Here is an 18,283-nt window from a genome sequence, read left to right as displayed (position 1 = left end):
AGTAATAAGATATGCTGATAACAGAACTTGGATATTTTTCGTTATTGCTGGCGTTTATGCTTGCGATATTGCAAATGGTGCTGCCTGCCATCGGTGTCATGCGGCATCAAGCACAGTGGCAACGGCTAGCACCCAGTCTTGCTGTAGCTCAATTCTTGGCAATGCTGATGGCATTTGCTGGGTTGGTTGCTGGTTTTTTATATAATGATTTTAGCTTGGTTTATGTTACCAAGCACTCCAACAGCCTGATGCCTTGGTATTATAAGCTCTCTGCCACTTGGGGTGGGCATGAAGGCTCATTGCTGCTTTGGATGACAATTCTGTCCGCTTGGTCTATGCTGGTGTCGGTATTTAGCCGTGGATTACCGCTGGATATGCGTGCCAGAGTACTGTCGGTGCTGGCAGGGGTGCAGACGATGATGATGGCGATGATGATTTTTACCTCATCGCCTTATACGCGTGTGCTGCCCAACTTACCTGTTGATGGGGCGGATTTGAACCCGATGCTACAAGACCCTGGGTTGATTTTTCATCCGCCGATGCTGTACATGGGTTATGTTGGTCTGTCTGTGCCATTTGCTTTTTGTATGGCGGCATTGTGGGCAGGTCGCTTGGATGCGGTATGGACACGCTGGAGTCGTCCTTGGACGCTGGTAGCATGGGCATTTTTGACCTTAGGTATCGCACTTGGCTCATGGTGGGCGTATTATGAGCTGGGCTGGGGAGGCTGGTGGTTCTGGGATCCTGTTGAAAACGCCTCTTTGATGCCGTGGCTTGTGGCAACTGCTTTGTTGCACTCGTTGGCTGTTACCGAAAAACGCGGCGTGTTCAAGGCATGGACAATTATGCTGGCGATTTTTGCGTTTGCCTTGAGCTTGCTTGGTACTTTTTTGGTGCGTTCGGGTGTGCTGACTTCGGTGCATTCGTTCGCTGCCGACCCCAAGCGAGGCCTTGCGATTTTGGTCATTTTAGCGGTGGTGATTGGTTTTGGTTGGCTCATGTTTGCACTGCGTGGCTGGAAGCTGACCGTTGAGAGCAGTTATCGCTTAAAATCTCGCGAAACTGTATTGGTGATTAATAATATTGTTCTACTTGTTGCAGCTCTTGTTGTGCTGCTTGGCACACTGTATCCAATCATTGCCGATGCCCTAAAATTGGGGCAGGTGTCGGTTGGTCCTCCGTATTTTAATGCGTTATTTGTGCCTTTGACTTGGGTGTTGCTTGGCTTCATGGGTGTTGGAGCGGTACTTCGTTATAAATACGACAGTCGCCCATTGCTCGCATCTGTGATGGCGTGTGCAATAAGTGGTGTGGTGCTAGGTTCGGTGGTGGCTTATTTATTATCACAGCTTGCCGAAGAGCCTAAGGTGGACTTTGGGCTGTATGTTTCGGGCATATTGTCTCTTTGGGTGCTAAGTTTTATGCTGCTTGACATTAAGGAAAAGCTGCGTCATCGCAACACGGGATTGTTTGCGGCACTTGGCAAATTAACGCCCAGCTACTGGGGTATGCAGATTGCTCATATTGGGGTGCTGGTTTGTGTACTTGGCGTTGCAGGCGTAAGCAGCATGAGCCTAGAAAAAGATGTGGCAATGAGCGTTGGTGATAGTGTGCATGTGCAAGGTTATGATTTTGATTTGCAAAAGTTTGAATCAATCAAAGGTCCAAACTACGATGCCACACGAGCAACAATCAGTATCAAACAAAACAATCAGCTCATCACAACGCTGTATCCTGAAAAACGCAACTACATCATCAGCATGATGCCGATGACCGAGGTGGGGATCCGCTCAAGTTTATTGAACGAGATGTATGTTGCCTTGGGTGAGCCAATCGCAGCTGCAGATGGTACGATTGATAATAATACTTGGGCGGTGCGTATCTATGTCAAGCCGATGGTGCGTTGGATTTGGCTGGGAGCGATTATTATGGCATTTGGTGCATTTATCGCCATTATTGATAAGCGTTATCGCTTAAACAAAGCCAACAAAACTGCCAAGATGGAGGTGTAGTCATGACAAAATCAAACAAACGCCTATTAACTTTTATCATTCCGCTGGTTGTTTTTGCAGTGCTGATTGTGATGTTATTTACTCGTTTGGGCAAGCCAACAGACATTGAGGTAAGCCGTGTGGTTGGCAAGCCTTTGCCTGCATTTAATTTGCCATTATTGTCCGACACGACACGCATGATGAGCAATCAAGATTTGCCCAAGCAGCCATTTTTGCTCAATGTTTGGGGTTCTTGGTGCCCAACCTGCTATGCTGAGCATCCATTTTTGTTGAAGCTGCGAGAGCAAGGCGTGCTGCTTGTTGGCGTGAATTATAAAGATGAGCTTGCCAATGCTTTAGATTATCTAAACAAATATCAAGATCCATTTTTGTATTCGGTGCAGGATTTGTCAGGTCAATATGCTTTGGATTTGGGCATTACAGGTGCACCAGAGAGCTATGTGGTTGGCGATGATGGCATCGTGTATAAGCACATTGTTGGCATGGTTGATGATAGCAATTGGGAGGCGATTGCACAATGTCTCCAAGCTGTTCGCGATAAGTCTTTGGATTCAAATGCACGGTTGCAGGCGTGTAAATAAGGGATTTTTATGAAGTTATTTTTAATAATTTTATTGGCTTTTATAACTTTGCCAGCTGTGGCAAATATCAAGGTTGATTTGTATCAATTTGATTCGCCACAACAAGAAGCACAGTATCGTGGCTTGATTGAAGAGCTGCGTTGCCCCAAGTGCCAAAATCAGAATCTGGCTGGATCAAATGCCCCAATTGCCCAAGATTTAAAACAAAAAACCTATGAAATGGTTAAAGAAGGGCGTTCTGATAGCGAAATTCGCAAGTATATGTTTGAGCGTTATGGTGATTTTATTAGCTATCGACCACCTGTGCGACCTTCAACTTGGATTTTGTGGTTTTTTCCGCCCATCTTGCTGCTTGTGCTGATTGTCGGCTGGCTCTATCGAGCAAAAAAAGGACGCAGTGCCGTCGTGGCGATAGACCCTGAGGCGAAATTATCCGCCAGCGAAGAGGAAAAAATTGCCAAAATTTTATCTCATCATGGCATAACCGCCCCTGATGCTAGCAACAAGAATCAATCCACCGGCAATAACTAAGGCTTGATATGACTTTGATTTTATTTTTTTCATTATGTGCTGTATTGACGGTCATTGTATCACTGGTGGTGATTTTTCCTTGGTTGCGTGCCAAGCGAAGCTCTGATAACCAGCTAATGGCAATTAATGTACAAATTTTTGGCGAACGCATTGCTGAGCTTGATGCCGACAAGGCGGCAGGCGTGATTGATGAAACCAGTTACCAAGCACAAATTACCGAGCTAAAACGCCAATTGCTTGACGCACAAACTGTTGCCGAAACTCATGCACCTGTCGGCGTGAAGGGTCGTGCGATTGTGATGATTTGGATTCCAATCTTGGCAGCAACCGCTTATGTGCTGGTTGCTGACCGTACCCCTGTCTATGCACTGTGGCAGGCACAAGATACAGTCGGACAAGTTGCTGATGATTTGCTGACGGGCAAAATTGATGTGCCACCAGAATGGGCGGTCAAAGATTCGACAGCGTTAATCAGTGCCATGCAGACCAATGTTCATCGCTATGCTTATGATGCCAATCGTTGGATGCGACTGTCGGAGCTATTTTTGATGCTTGATGCCAAGCCTCAGGCCTTGGAAGCACTGGCACGAGCCAATCGCTTGGAGCCTGATAACGATGAGATTGCCTTGATTTATGCACAGACCAGCGTATTTGTCAATGAAGGGCGACTGGATGCTGCCACTCGTGCTGCTTTGGAGGGTATTTTGGCAAAAACGCCAAATCACGAAGGGGCGATGATGATGATGGCAATGGGTGAATCGCGAGCAGGTAACTACACCCAAGCAAAAGCATGGATTGCCAGATTGCGTACCAATATCGCCCAAAGCTCTGGCGATCGTAGCGAGGCGTTGGCAAGTTTGGATAAGCTCATTGCCAATATTAATCAGCAAGAAGCTGCTATCGCACAAGGCGTGTCAGTGGTGGTTAATATTGCTCCGAATTTGCTAAAAGAGGTTAAGCCTGATGAGGTGCTGTTTGTCTCCATCAGCGATCAGGCAGGCGGTGCTCCATTTGCTGTCAAGCGAGTATCTGTCGCCCAGATACAAGGAACCAGTGGCGTTAAGGTCAGCCTAAGCGATCTTGATGCCATGATGCCAGAACGCACTCTGTCATCGGCACGCAAATCAGCTGCTACGCTGGTGGTGAATGCTCGTATCAGTCGAGCTGGTTCAGCGATTGCTCAATCGGGCGATTTGTTCGCCAATCCTGTGGTGCTGGATAAGCAGACAGAGGTTGCACTGACCATCTCGCAGCTTGTGCCATAGCAATATTTGCTCTTGGCATATGGCGGCAGATGGTTTGCTGGTTTTGTCAGCCTACAATTGATGAATGTTGGTTGTGATTGCTTGTTTTTAAAAAATACCAAAGCGGGCAATCATCACGGCAAGTGGCTGGAGAAAAGCTCCAAAACCTTAATGATTGAGCGGTTTTTTCATAAATTACTTGAACAATTTGGCGATGTGTTTTATAGTAAAGGGTTGTACGCACTGCTAGCAGCCAAAAGCGGTGCGAGTTGTTGTGATAATCTTGGAGATGAAGATGATGCGTATTATTTTACTTGGGCCACCAGGTGCTGGCAAAGGCACGCAGGCTCAATTGATTGCCAAAGAATTTGGCATTCCGCAGATTTCAACAGGGGATATGTTGCGTGCAGCAATCAAGGCAGGCAGTGAGCTTGGCAAGATTGCCAAAAGCGTCATGGATGCAGGTCAGTTGGTTTCTGATGAGTTGATTATTAATTTGGTGAAAGAGCGTATCAGTCAGCCTGATTGTGCTGGTGGTTGTATCTTTGATGGATTTCCACGCACCATTGCACAAGCCGAAGCATTAGCAGCCTCAGGTGTTGATATTGATTTTGTTATTGAAATTAGTGTGCCTGACGATGAGATTGTCAGCCGTATGTCAGGTCGCCGTGCTCATCTGCCATCAGGCCGCACTTATCATGTGTTGCATAATCCGCCTAAGGTTGCCGACATTGATGATGTTACAGGTGAGCCACTGGTGCAGCGTGATGATGACAAAGAAGAGGTCGTACGAGATCGTTTGGCGGTATATCATGCCCAGACAGCAACCTTAATCGGTCATTATCAACAAGTGGCAGCATCGGGCGAAAATGCCCCAGCGTATCATAATTTTGATGGTACCAAACCCATTTCTGTGGTGCGTGATGAGATTTTTGCTGTTTTAAAATCTTAAGCTGTGTTTTTGGCATCTGCCCAAATGTTTGATACATTTGGGCATTTTTATGGGCATTTTTTAGCGTTTGGCAAGATGTTCATAGAGAATTTTGCGTAACTGGGCAATGGTCTCTGGACTTTCGTGAATATTGTGCTTGCCTGCAATGATGGTTTCTGAACTTGCTCCTGCCAAATGCGAGCTGCTATAAGGGACAATGCCGTCCGAGATAGCTGCACCAACCGCATCTGCTGCTGAATCTGTGTTGGCTTTGTTGTTGCCAACCAAAGTATGATAGCGTACCTTTGGGCTGATTGTTACATCTTTTGTCAGTGTCATAAAGGCTGAGCGGTCGGACAGCTGACTGGCACCATTTTGTAGGTACAAAGCACCCAGCACGCTTTGGTTGCCTTCGCTGATGGCTGCATTGACTGTTTTGGTCAAATCGACAGGCAGGCGAATAATGCGTCTGGCTGCCCGAGTAAACCAGCGATCAGCATAGTCAGTACCACGAAATGGGGCGGATAAAAATATTGCCGTATCCACCTGAGGCAGCGTGGACAGTGCCAATCGTTCGTCCAGTAGCTGCTTTTGATCAATGGACAGCTTGCTAAACAGTTTGTCCTGCTCACCATCGCTTAGTTGATCTAAATACTGATTTAAGTTATCATCAGAAACCAAAAGGCGAGAGATGACGCCACCCATGCTATGCCCAATCAAAATCGCATTGCGACTGGCGGCGGTTGTGCCATCAGGATCGACGCTGGCGAACGCTTGGCGAATCAGTTGATTGATTTGATAACGATTTTCCAAAATCGGCAAATTGGTTGAGTAGGCGATTTGCCATACTTGATAAGCATCATTGAGCTTGGGGTCGGCAAGCAAATTATTGGTCAGATTTACCCAAGTGGCAGGACTTGATGCCAAGCCGTGCAGCATAATGATGACTTTTTGGTTGGGGTCAAAGGGCTTTAGCATAAAAAGCTCGGGCAAAGCCATGGCATCGCCTTTTGATACCATATTCATCAGGCTAAGCTGCTGGAGGCGATTTTCGTTAAGCCACAAAGCATAACTTGCCGAGAAATTCGCCGCCAAAGGATAGGGTCTGCCTTTGATGGTGATTTGGGTTTGTGCTTGCGGGTTGAATAAATAAACGCCAAAGCGGTTGCTATTTAGTACTTCATCAAGGCTGTTGCCAGTAGGTTCGATAATTGCTGTTACTTGCAGATGTCCTGTGGTGTGAATGCGTTCGGCAATTGGCTTATTTGCTCGGCGGTCAAGACTGTTGGCGGTGTAGCGAGATTTTAGCGAGCCGATAAAACTCACCCCCAAGCCAGAGCGGCGTGAATATACATTCAGTTTGCTTAATCGAGAATCATAAGCAGAAACCAATTCGGAGAATACCTCGCCATCGCTTTTTTTAAGATATTCTAAATAGTATGGATAATTACTGATGGATAAATCCAGCTGATTGTCTGTGCCATTTTCTTGGCTTATTAGGGTGGAGAGCTGTACTTGTTGGTATTTTGGTTCTATTGATGGCGTGTTGAGTGAATGATGGCGAAGTTTGGCTGCGGCAAAAATACCCTTATCGGCACGATACAGTTGGCTGATGATTTCATTGATTGCTAAGTGATAAAAGTCCAAAGTGCGAATATCCATTTCTTGAGGAATGGGACTGATGGTTTGGGTGTTATTATTAAGTGCATCAAAAAACAAATAAGCATAGCTGTTGCGTACGGTTTGGTACAGAGCATCTCGATAGTCGCTTTGGCATTGATTTTGGGCGTTTTGTTTTTCTTTTTTATTAGCCTCGCTTAAAGGTGCATTGGTATAATATGGATCAATTGGCGGTCTATCAAGCAGGGTTTTGCAACCATCTTGCAGTGCAAGATACAGCGTGCGTGTATAATAAAGCTCACTTAGCACAGCAAGCATGGGTTTGCTGACTTTGTCGTCCAAAAATGACGATTTTACTGCATCAATGCAGCTGTCAAATGTCGCCATGCAGCTTTCTTGATTAAATCCTGAACTTAGTAATGTAGAACGCGTGGCAGCACTAACCTCGTTATCGGTGATGATACTACTGCGGGTTTCTTGCAGAAGTTTGGCTGGGCTTTGTTTTGGTGCTTGTAGTGTGCTACAGCCAGCAGTTGTGGCGGTGATGAATAATGCCGCCATAATTTTGGCGGTGAGCGGAGAGATAAACTGTGCCATGAGTCATCAAAATGGGTTAAAGTTAGCAAGCCAAATGCTCAAAATTTGGCAAATACCCACACAACTTTGTATGGATATTTGCTGTAGGATAAGTTCATTAAATATTGGCTAATTAACGAAGCGGCTTGACATTAATGTCGTTATCCTTGATATTCCAAATGTAGTAGCCGCCATTTTCAACGATGGCGATTTGCTGCTTGATGATTTCATTGTTTGGGTGTTTGGCAGCCAAATCTCGTAAGCGTTTTAGGGCGGAAGTTTTGTTGTCATTGAGCAAATCGGCTTGGGCAATGCTTTGCTCAGCTTCAACATTACCAAGCGATACTGCCTTGTCTAGATATTTGCGACCTTCTTTAAAGCCACCAGTTTCTGACAGCATCATGCCAAACAGATAGTTTGCCTCGCTGTCATTTGGTTTTAATTGTAGGGCTTTTTGCATATGATTGCTGGCACGCAGTGTGTATGCCGTACCCAAGTTTAGGTTGCGTGCCATGCTGTTTAATTTGGCAGCACGCAAGATAACATCAAACGAAGCATCGCTGGCACTGGCATAAGGCTCAATCCAGTCAGACAGGTATTTGACATTTTCGGTGGTAATATACTCAGCGGTGCGTGTCGGGAAATTGGTTGGATAATGGCGAGCATTGGGGGCGACATCATTGATAAATTCATCAATCAAAGTAACATCAAGAATGACCGTGCCTTTGGTGTTGGCAGGGATTGTTACCGTTGGGATATTTTTAATCTCAGTAACGGCAATATTCGGCGTTGGCAAGCCTTTGATACTGGTTGTTAATAGATCGGCAATGCCAGCACGAGGCGTGATAATTTCGGTAATCTCACCACGCATGGTTGGGCTTTGGTAGCTGGTTGTGGTATTGGCGGTTGCAGTTGTGGCAATCATCGCCAAAGACAAGAAACTTAGTGTGAGTTTTTTCATAAAACCTTCCATATTACAGTAAATGATTGTATAAATATTTATTAAGCAATACTGATAAATAAGCAACTATCTTGCAGCATAATTGGCCGTAGCCAAGAGCATCAGTAAGCCAAAACACTGTCAATAATAACAGATTTTATCACGCTTAACGGTAAAGATTTACAAAATTTTGCATAAAATATTGCCGATTTGTTTTTTCTTGCAACAGCCTTTATCTTAACAAGATGGCTATGGCAGTGGCGTGCCGTCAGTTTGAATTGGCAGACTGTCTTGGTACTGGTGCAATTTGGGATACAACCACAGCCCGAACATCAGATTGATGATGGCGGTGATGGCAAATAACTGTGCCAAACCTAAACCAATCATGGTCAATATCACGATGGCAAATATTGCCGAAATAACCATAAACAAAGCATTAAAAATATTATTAGCACCAATAATGCGAGAGCGATGATCGGTTGGGGCATAGGCTTGCATACTGGCATATAGCGGCACGATATACACACCACCACTTAGGCCAACCAAAAACAGCTCGGCAAAAATCCCCCAAGTTTGGCGAAATTCAAGCAGGGTAAAAATGTCATAGGGCTCAATGGTAATCGGCAATGCCAGTTTGTTTAACGAAAAATACAACGCAGTGGCAGAAATGGATAGACCTGCCAGACCAAGCGGAATAAGGCGGAAGCTGATTTGGTTTTTGGTCAAGGTTTTGCACAACAATGAACCGATGGCGACGCCAAATGAGAACAAAGTCAGCAAAAAAATCACCACGGATTCATCACCGTGCAAGATGGTTTTGCTCACTTCAGGCACTTGGGTTAAAAAGGTTGCTCCATAAAACCAAAACCAGCTATTACCAATAATAATAAAAAATAATAAACGCAGTTGGTAGCAATATTTTACAATATCCCAGCTGGTGCGTGCGATATTCCAATCAATCTTTAGCGTTGGGGCATAGATGGTGGTCGTGGGAATTTGGCGTGCTGATAGATAGCCCAAGATTGCCACCAGCACCGTGATGGTTGCCAGCCAATATTCTGACAGATATAATTGGGTCAGTACGCCAGCGAGCATCATGCCCGTTAGGATTGCAAGGCTGGTACTGGTCTGAAAAACAGCATTGGCACCAACCAGCTCATCTTTATGCATCACCTCTGGCAGATAGGCATATTTGATTGGGCCAAAAAAGGTTGATTGCATGCCCATCAAAAACAGGCTCAAAAATAACAGCCAATAAATTTCATAAATAAAACCAATTGCTGCCACTGCCATGATGATGATTTCGACCAATTTTACCAATTGGGTGAGTTTGGATTTTTCGTATTTATCGGCAATCTGACCTGCCAATGCCGAAAACAAAAAATATGGCAAAATAAATAGCATGGCAGCAAGGTTGTTGAGTAGGCTGACCTCAACACCTAGCTTTATGGCGGCTGAATAGGTCAGCACCAAAATCAGTGCTTGCTTGAACACATTATCATTAAATGCCCCAAAAAATTGGGTAAAAAACATCGAATTAAAACGGCGATGACGAAATAACGAAAGCTGACTTGCCATAAATAATAACTATCTATCAAACAATGATTAATTATGCACCGATATGTCGTAAAAATGCAACTTTGATTTTTATCGCATGCAAACTCTGCTATAATAGCAGGTATTTCATTTTTTATCTTGAGTTTTTTGTATGTCAAAGTTAGTTTTGTTGTCGAATCGCCCTGTTGTGCCAGTGCAGCTGTGGGTTTTGCTGCCGTTATTGACACTATCAACACTGGCGTCTGCCGCCCAAGATAATAATGCGGTCAATCAAAAACCGTCAGCGGTCAATAATTCACCTGTCATACCAACTGTCAATCTACTAAGCCCCGAACAAATCGAGGCACGGCTGGCAGCAGCAAACAATCATCAGCTGGTGGCGAGTGAATCATCGGCGGACAAAGCTGACACACCAATTGCTCGTATCAATGAGTCTTTTGTGCCAATTGGGCTGGATACCACCCAGCTAGAGCAGCTGCCTTCGGTGGCAGATGACAATAATCAGCAAGAAAACACCGCACTACTGAATCCTGATGACTATATGCCGCAGTACGAGGCATTTGTATTGCCTGATATAGCCGATGAAGAACAGGTGCAAACAAAGACACCGCAGGTCAATGTGGTGCAGCGACTGTATGATAGAATGTTCAATGATGGCGTAAGCAAAGCTCCACGCCTAAAGGCAAAATTTTATCGCACAAGCGAAACAGGCGAGCGTGTACCAATCAGTGCTGCCGATAAAAAAATCGAGCCTTATGCCAATATCAAAGCAGCACTCGAGGACATCACCCAAGAATCCGCGATGGATTTGCGTGGATCGCAGGCTCGCCTTCGGCAGACAGCATTGGCAGCAGCCAGAGCGGTGGGTTATTACGAGGTTGATTTGCAAATTATTCGCACAAGCCTTGGTGAGGTTGAGGTGCTGGTTCGTGATTTGGGCGAGCCTGTGCGAGTTGGTCATCGTGCCATTGAGGTGCGTGGTGCAGGTGCTGACAATCCTGCTTTTACGCAAACGGTGGACAAAATTGCCCTGCAATCTGATGAGGTGTTTAATCATGGTCGCTATGAGACAAGCAAATATTCTGTAGAGCAAGTCAGTGCAGAGCAGGGGTTTTTTGATGGCAAATGGCTGGACAAATCGGTTGATGTGGTCTTGCCTGACAATGTTGCTGATGTCAATTTAATCTATGACACAGGGGAGCAGTATGATTTTGATGAAGTGGTGTTTTTTACCATTGATAAGCAAACAGGTCGGCTGACAACAGACCCAAACAAGCTGCCAGTCAAGCCAGAATTGTTGCAGCAGTTATTGAGCTTTGAGATGGGTGATGCCTATAATCGTCAAGCGGTGCGTGCATTATCAAACGATTTGCTGGCGACAGGTTATTTTAACATGGTCAATACCGAAACTGTCCTACCCGAAAGCGAGCAGACAGCTGGGATTAATTTTGAGCAATCATCAGGCGGCGATGCTGATAATAATCAGACAGTTGCCAGTGATGAGCAGCAAGGTGAAAGCATTACTTTGGCAGATGGTACGATGGTGGATATTGCACCGATTGAATTTAGTGCCTCGGAGCTGATTAAAGACAAGCTGAATTTGGTCGCTGCCAAAGCACGCCGCCTGTATGATATGCCTGATGATCGTGTGCTTGCCATTGATAATAATAGCAAAAAAAACCGCTCATTGCTTGGCAGAATCAGCGATGCGGTCAGTGGCGTGGCACGAGCTATTTTGCCTGACGAACCAGAGGCTGAATTGTTTAATCTGCCTGAAGGAGCAGAGCGACCAGAGCTGGCTGGACGCAAAACGCCACAGCAGGTATATCAAGACAAAAAAGTGCCATTGTATATTTTTGTCATGACGGATAAGCCCAGAGATGCCCAAGTGGGTGTCAGCTGGGGATCGGACACAGGTGCAAGGCTGATTGGCAAGTTTGATCACAATCTTATCAATCGCAAGGGCTATCAGGCAGGGGCAGAAATTCGCCTGTCCGAAGACAAAAAGGGGCTAAAACTATACGCCTCCAAGCCGATGAGCCATCCGCTAAATGACAAATTGCGTGCCAGCTTGAGCTATGATGAGGAAGTGTTTGGACAGTCTACAGGCGGTTTTGATTTGTCATCACGCACACTTGAGCAGATGCTAAGTCGCACCATTGTTAATAAAACAGGCTGGAATCGCACTTATTCTCTCCGTTACCGTCTGGACGAGTTGGAAACCAGAGCACCGCCAGAGACTTGGCGATATTTGCCTGTGGATTTTGTTGATGGTCGCCCAACCCAAGAGGCATTGCTTGCTGGATTTGCACTCAACAAAACAGTGGCAGATGATTTGGTAAACCCAATGCGTGGCTATCGTCAGTACTATTCGCTAGAAGCAGGCACAAAAAGTTTGCTGTCCAGTGCCAATATGGCGATTGCACGAGCAGGTGTCAGTGGCGTGTATAGTTTTGGTGATAATGTGTATGGCAAAGACCGTGCCCATCAGCTCAGTGGTAGTTTGCAAGGGGGGTATATCTGGTCGGATAATTTTTATGATGTGCCATATCGCTTACGCTTTTTTGCAGGGGGTGATCAGAGTATTCGTGGGTATAATAACAACAGCTTAGCACCATTAATTGATGGCTATCTAAGCGGTGGTCAGGCACTGGCAGTTGGTAGCGTTGAGTATAATTATGAAATATTAAAAGATTTGCGATTGGCGGTATTTGCCGATGCTGGCAACGCCTATGACAGAAATTTTAGCAACGAAACCAAAGTCGGTGCAGGACTGGGCATTCGCTGGGCATCGCCAGTTGGTCAGGTGAGGGTTGATGTTGCAACAGGGTTAAAAGAAGAAGGCACGCCGATTAAATTGCACTTTTTTATTGGCACGCCATTTTAGGCATTTGGTAACTTGAGTGATTTGCCATGATTGGTATCACAGTATTTGTGATGGCTGCTTGATAAAAAGCGTGCCAGATGGCTATTGAATAAAAGCGTGGTGGCAGGCGATGCGTGCCAAAAAATTGATAATTTTTCTTATTTATGGTTAAATAACGCTTTATAACTTAGACAGGGCAACGAGGCAAGACTGGGGCATGACCACATCAAGCACATCATTGATTTTATTGCACAAATCAGCTGCATTACACGCTGATGATTTGCAGTCGTCTGTCCATCTATCCAGTGATGGTGCGTCTGATTTGCCACCTCCTGCCGATATTGCCAACCGCCAGCAGGATTTGCCGCCAAACCCTCCACCCAAGCGACCTCGCTGGTTGGTTTATTTGTTGCGATTGTTGATTGCTGCGGTGGTGGCAACCGCCTTGTTATTGGTGTCTTTGTTGTATCTTATCAACACAGATACTGGCTCAAAATTTTTGGTTGAAAAAATCGCCCTCGAAACAGGTGTGCAGCTTAAGTATACCGAAGGTTCGCTGGGGAGGGGTATTTGGCTGCAAGATGTCAATATCGCCCAAGGTGAGGATATTACCGTCAAGGTCAATCGTGCCTATGTGCAGTTTGGTTGGCGTGCGTTATTTGCTCGGCAAGTACATTTGGTGAATGCAGATATTGACAAAGTGCTGGTCATTAACAAAAAACCAGCCACAGGCGAACCATTTGATTATGCCACCATCAGTCTGCCTGTTGCATTGCAGCTTGATAATGCCAAGGTGAATGAGGTTCGTTATGAGCAGACAGGCAGTGATTCTGTGCGATTGCACAGCATTGCCTTGTCATCTGCCAAGTGGTCAGGATCGCAAGTTGAGCTGGTTGATGCGGCTGTCAGCTATGGCGATGTGGTTGATGTTCGTAAAGCCGCAGGCAAGATTGATTTGTCAGGTGATTATCCACTAACTGCCACCGCCGATGTGCGTGTTGCAGCACTTGACAAGGTGTATTTTGACACTTTGTCTGTCAAGGCTTCGGGCAGTTTAAAGCGTACCACAGGCAGTCTGGTTAGTCGCTATAATCAACAAAATATCACAGGCAGCTTTATTGCCCAAGGTTTGGATAAAAATTCACCTTTTGAGGCAAAACTTGAATTTGCCAAAGTTCAGTTACCATACGCCGAAGAACAAAATATCACGCTAACAGATGGGGTTATCACAGCAGCAGGTGTGGTATCAAATATTGAGCTGCGAATTAATGCTGATTTGACTGCCAAAGATATCCCCAGTGGACGCTATCATGGGCGTGGTATCGTGCGTGATGGTGGCATGGATATTCCATTTTTACAAGCCAACACGCCACAGGGTGTATTGACCGCTTCAGGCAGTATGCAGTGGTCAGACAAGTATCAGCTGGACGCTACCATTGTTGGTAATGGTTTTGCGATTCGTAACGCCATGCCGATTGAATATCGAGAATATCAGGCGTATTTGCCACAGACGCTGACTGGTCGTTTGGGGGTGAAATATTATCTACTGGACGAAAATAACGACACGCGTTTTGAATTTGACCTAAATCAACAAGATGGCGAGCGTATTTATGCCACGCTTGCCCAAAATCAAGACAGCACCGATGCCCCATGGCGTATTGATGCCACATGGGCAAATCTTATCCGCAGACAAGTTCCAAAAATTGACACAATCAACAGCCGCCAAGGGCAGCTTAGCCTGCGTTTGGAAGAGGGTCGCACCTATATCACCGCCGATGCTGATATTGATACACTAAATGCAGCACCACGTGGACGCTATCAGTTGCAAGCCAATATTGAAAAAGGCGAGCGGTTGCATTTGACAGATTTTCGCTATCAGGGTGTGATGGGTACTCTTGCTGGCACAGGACGGCTTGATTTTGCCACGACAAATGCACCGCTGACTTGGCAGGCGGATATGCGTGCTGACAGCTTACGCCCCAATGCGTATTTTGCCACGCCCAACCAAACCCCATTTGATACCATCACAGGTCGCATTGTTGCTACAGGGCGTATGCGTGAAGAGGGCAAGGCATCTGTGCATGAGATTTCGCTTAGCGACAGTGATTTGCTGGCACGGCTAACAGATGGCAAGCAAGTTGCTTTGGCAGGTCAGGGCAGCAGTACAATCAAGCTGCAAAATGGACAAATTGCCCACTTGGTTGCCAAGTTTGATGGTGATGTCGAGCAAGACATTTTGCCACAACTTGCTAAGTCGGCCGTTGGGCTACAGCTTGAGGGAAATTTGGAGCAATTAACCATTAACCGTGCCAGCCTGTCAGGTGATTCTGGTAAGATTGTGGCAACGGGAAAACTGGCTCTGACGCAGGGTGTGGATTGGGATATTAAGGGCAAACTTGAAGAGGTGGATACCGCCAAATTTGTCAATAATAGCAATCTGGTTGCAACTTTAACTGGTGATTTGCTAACGGCAGGCAGTTATCGTGCAGGTAAGTTACAGCGTGCATCGGCAAATTTTGCTGGTCGTGTGGCAAATAATCGCATGACCAACGGTGTGCTGAATTTTGACATCACAGGTTCTGATTCTAAATTTGTCATCAATCGCTTGGTGTATCAAGGCAGTGCAGGTAATCTTGATGCGGCAGGCTGGCTGGATATTTCTCGCGGTGTGGCATGGCAGCTTGATGCCAAGATGGCATCGCTAAATTTGGCGGCGTTTGTCAAAAATCTACCAAGCAAATTAAGTGGCACGGCAAACATTGCAGGCAGTTGGCAGGACGACAGGCAGATTGTTGATATTCAAACGCTTGATATTGCTGGCACATACAATGACTTGCCACTGATAGCGACAGGGGCGTTATATGCCGAGCTTGCTCTGCCAAAAGACATGGCAGGTTATTTGCAAAAAATCAAACAAACCAGCCGTCGCCCAACTTCTACTGATGAATTGCTGTCATTACGCCAACGCATAGACAGTAATGCACGCCAGACCCAAAATATCATTCGCAAGCTAACCGCTGATGATCTGAAGGTGCAAATTGGCGACAATATTGTCCGCATGGCAGGTGATGAAAGCCAGTTTGCCACCAGTGTAAGAGTGGTGGATATGGGGCAGTTGATTAACAAGACCAGCGGTGCAATCACAGGCGGTGTGATTTTAATCAATGATGACAATGCCTTGCCGACTTTATATATCGACACGACAATTAATGCCCTGCGAATGCCAAATTTGCTCATTCAAAATGCTCAAATACTGGGCAAAATTGTCAATTTGGGCAATAGCGACAGTCAGCTTTTGGTGCGTGGTGAAGATGTTATCGCACTGGGCAAGGTGATAAAGGCAGCACGGATTGATTTTGCTGGTACAGAAAGCGAGCATACGCTGTCTGTGGCAACCAAAAGTGGCGATATTGAGGCGGTGGCACAAGTGGCAGGATCGCTTGACCGCAAAACGATGCGATATTCAGGCGTGCTGTCTGATGGCTCAATCAAGAGCAAATTTGGCGAAATGACCCAAAGACAGCCTACAGAATTTGCCTATGGGCTTGGCGATAATAGCATACAGGTGGCAGCACATTGTTGGCAGACGCAGTATTTGCGTAATAAGGGCGAGGGTGTAATTTGTCTACAAGATACGCTTAGCTATACACCAAATTCTGGCAATGTCAATGTTGTTGTCCAAAACTTGGATACGCAGGTGTTTTCTGCCGCTTTGCCCAAAGATATTCAGTGGCAATCGATGTTAAATGGTCGTGCCAAAGCCAGTTGGCGAGCTGGCAGCAGACCTGAGGTTGATGTGGTGCTGTATTCGGACAATGGTAGCATTGGGCTAAATCAAGAGGATACAGGCTATGTTGATATGCCATATCAGCGGGCATCAGTCATTGCCAAAAGTGTCAGCAAGGGCTTGCAGATACGCACCGATGTGCTGGGCGTGGCAGGGCGTGGTTATGCTGATGTGGTGATTGATCCTTATCAGCCCAACAAGCCCATTTCGGGCAGACTTGCGATGAATGAGTTAGATCTTGCGGTGCTGCGTCCATTTTTCTCCAATTTGCAGACACTGACAGGCAGAGTGGATTTGTCGGGCAGACTTGATGGCACGCTAAAAAAACCATTGTTTTATGGCAATGCCAAACTTGACCAAGGAGCTTTGGCAATCACTGGCGTGCCATTGGCATTATCAAACATTCAAGCAGCGCTAAATATTGAAGGCACACACGCCGTGCTTGAGGGTAGTTTTGTCGGTGGTGAAGGTCAGGGCGTGCTGACAGGTGAGCTGGATTGGGCGACAGAAATACAGGCAAAACTGGGCATTATGGGCGAGAATTTGAGCGTCAATCGTCCACCGCTGGTTATTGCACAAATCAGCCCTGACCTTGAGATTGTTATCAAACCCCAACAAAAATTTGTCGATGTTCAAGGCGTGGTCAGTATCCCAGCTGCAACCATTCGCCCACCTGAATCAACCGCTGAGATTGTCAGTGAATCAGCCGATGTTTCGGTGCTGGATCGCCGCATGACTGGCAATATTGATCAGGTGCTGGCTGTGGTTGAGCCTTGGAATATCAATGCCAATATCGGTGTGGATTTGGGCGGTGATGTTGAATTTCGTGGCTTTGGGGCGAGGTTGCCACTGGCAGGGGCGTTACACCTGACCCAGTCAGGGCAAGGTGTTATGCAAGCTCTGGGCGTGATTCAGGTGTCAGAACGTACCAAGATTGATGCCATTGGGCAAAACTTGGACTTAAACTACGCCCAGATTCGCTTTGATGGTAATATGACCAATCCACGCCTGTCTATCGAAGGCGAAAAGCAGGTGGAAGGGCAGACAGTTGGTGTGCGTATTCGTGGCACAATTAGCAGCCCTAATATCACCGTATTTAATGATGCAGGGCTAAGCGAGCAGCAAGCGATGAATGCACTGGTTACAGGTCGTATCAGCCAGTCAAATGACGCTGGTATCACCGAGCAGGGTTTTCGTTCACAAGTTACCAATCAGCTGGCGGCGGCAGGCTTGAGCCTTGGATTGTCCACCACACGCAATCTGACCAACCAAATCGGTCAGGTGTTGGGGCTTCAGAGCTTAACCATTGATGCTTCGGGCAATTCTGAAGATACCAATGTCAATGTTACAGGCTATATCACGCCAGATTTGTACATTCGCTATGGCGTTGGCGTGTTTAATGCCGAAAGCAGCTTATCAATGCGTTATCAATTAACTCGCCGTATTTATATTGAGGCAACCAGTGCAGCAGAGAATATGGTTGATGTGATTTATCGTTGGAAATTTTAAGAGGCTGGTTTTGACCCATGAATGCCTGACGGGCTTATTTGCTTATTGTGTAGATTTTTGACAATTAATATCACAAAAAACCAAACAAGCACCACTGGGTGATGCTTGTTTGGTTTGGAGAAAGTGAAT

Annotated in this window: 10 protein-coding genes; 7 read left to right on the top strand and 3 right to left on the bottom strand. The window is 46.0% G+C overall.

What is annotated here, in order from left to right:
* Nucleotides 1-11: 11 nt before the first annotated feature.
* From EL162_RS08115 to adk, 5 genes are all read left to right on the top strand, one after another.
* On the top strand, nt 12-2,012 hold the full coding sequence (locus EL162_RS08115) for a heme lyase CcmF/NrfE family subunit (protein ID WP_126331361.1): 2,001 nt from the start codon (nt 12-14) through the stop codon (nt 2,010-2,012).
* 2 nt (nt 2,013-2,014) lie between these two features.
* Complete coding sequence (locus EL162_RS08110) at nt 2,015-2,593, top strand: DsbE family thiol:disulfide interchange protein (protein ID WP_126331360.1); 579 nt, start codon at nt 2,015-2,017, stop codon at nt 2,591-2,593.
* Between the two features lie 9 nt (nt 2,594-2,602).
* Nucleotides 2,603-3,124: a cytochrome c-type biogenesis protein gene (locus EL162_RS08105; protein WP_126331359.1), complete on the top strand. Its 522-nt coding sequence runs from the start codon at nt 2,603-2,605 to the stop codon at nt 3,122-3,124.
* Between the two features lie 8 nt (nt 3,125-3,132).
* Nucleotides 3,133-4,389, top strand: a complete 1,257-nt coding sequence (ccmI, locus tag EL162_RS08100; protein WP_126331358.1) for a c-type cytochrome biogenesis protein CcmI — start codon at nt 3,133-3,135, stop codon at nt 4,387-4,389.
* 277 nt (nt 4,390-4,666) lie between these two features.
* Entirely contained in the window at nt 4,667-5,320 is a 654-nt protein-coding gene (gene adk, locus EL162_RS08095; RefSeq protein ID WP_197719017.1) for an adenylate kinase, read from the top strand.
* 60 nt (nt 5,321-5,380) lie between these two features.
* On the opposite strand, the gene EL162_RS08090 is transcribed toward adk, so the two are convergent.
* The 3 genes from EL162_RS08090 to EL162_RS08080 all read right to left on the bottom strand — a co-directional run bounded on the left by EL162_RS08090 (nt 5,381) and on the right by EL162_RS08080 (nt 10,013).
* The gene (locus EL162_RS08090; RefSeq protein WP_126331357.1) at nt 5,381-7,516 is read right to left on the bottom strand and encodes an esterase/lipase family protein; all 2,136 of its coding nucleotides are present in this window, start codon (nt 7,514-7,516) and stop codon (nt 5,381-5,383) included.
* 112 nt (nt 7,517-7,628) lie between these two features.
* Nucleotides 7,629-8,456 carry a tetratricopeptide repeat protein gene (locus tag EL162_RS08085; RefSeq protein ID WP_076555061.1) on the bottom strand — a complete coding sequence of 276 codons (828 nt, stop codon included), beginning with the start codon at nt 8,454-8,456 and terminating at the stop codon, nt 7,629-7,631.
* A gap of 228 nt (nt 8,457-8,684) precedes the next feature.
* A complete protein-coding gene (locus tag EL162_RS08080; RefSeq protein ID WP_126331356.1) occupies nt 8,685-10,013 on the bottom strand; it encodes an MFS transporter in 1,329 nt (442 codons plus the stop codon).
* Between the two features lie 130 nt (nt 10,014-10,143).
* Here EL162_RS08080 and EL162_RS08075 point away from each other — a divergent pair, with 130 nt between their 5' ends.
* Nucleotides 10,144-12,879 carry an autotransporter assembly complex protein TamA gene (locus tag EL162_RS08075; RefSeq protein ID WP_126331355.1) on the top strand — a complete coding sequence of 912 codons (2,736 nt, stop codon included), beginning with the start codon at nt 10,144-10,146 and terminating at the stop codon, nt 12,877-12,879.
* Between the two features lie 196 nt (nt 12,880-13,075).
* Nucleotides 13,076-18,154 (top strand): translocation/assembly module TamB domain-containing protein, encoded by a 5,079-nt coding sequence (locus EL162_RS08070; protein ID WP_126331354.1) that lies wholly within the window; start codon nt 13,076-13,078, stop codon nt 18,152-18,154.
* Nucleotides 18,155-18,283: the final 129 nt, after the last annotated feature.

This window comes from Moraxella cuniculi, from assembly GCF_900637105.1.
In the GTDB taxonomy this organism is placed as follows: Bacteria; Pseudomonadota; Gammaproteobacteria; order Pseudomonadales; family Moraxellaceae; genus Moraxella; species Moraxella cuniculi.
This window is presented reverse-complemented; position numbering and strand designations above follow the sequence as displayed.

Excerpts from the sequence above, each read along its gene's own strand:
- EL162_RS08115 (WP_126331361.1), top strand. The coding sequence starts at position 12 with ATGCTGATAACAGAACTTGGATATTTTTCGTTATTGCTGGCGTTTATG.
- EL162_RS08110 (WP_126331360.1), top strand. The coding sequence starts at position 2,015 with ATGACAAAATCAAACAAACGCCTATTAACTTTTATCATTCCGCTGGTT.
- EL162_RS08105 (WP_126331359.1), top strand. The coding sequence starts at position 2,603 with ATGAAGTTATTTTTAATAATTTTATTGGCTTTTATAACTTTGCCAGCT.
- ccmI (WP_126331358.1), top strand. The coding sequence starts at position 3,133 with ATGACTTTGATTTTATTTTTTTCATTATGTGCTGTATTGACGGTCATT.
- adk (WP_197719017.1), top strand. The coding sequence starts at position 4,667 with ATGCGTATTATTTTACTTGGGCCACCAGGTGCTGGCAAAGGCACGCAG.
- EL162_RS08090 (WP_126331357.1), bottom strand. The coding sequence starts at position 7,516 with ATGGCACAGTTTATCTCTCCGCTCACCGCCAAAATTATGGCGGCATTA.
- EL162_RS08085 (WP_076555061.1), bottom strand. The coding sequence starts at position 8,456 with ATGAAAAAACTCACACTAAGTTTCTTGTCTTTGGCGATGATTGCCACA.
- EL162_RS08080 (WP_126331356.1), bottom strand. The coding sequence starts at position 10,013 with ATGGCAAGTCAGCTTTCGTTATTTCGTCATCGCCGTTTTAATTCGATG.
- EL162_RS08075 (WP_126331355.1), top strand. The coding sequence starts at position 10,144 with ATGTCAAAGTTAGTTTTGTTGTCGAATCGCCCTGTTGTGCCAGTGCAG.
- EL162_RS08070 (WP_126331354.1), top strand. The coding sequence starts at position 13,076 with ATGACCACATCAAGCACATCATTGATTTTATTGCACAAATCAGCTGCA.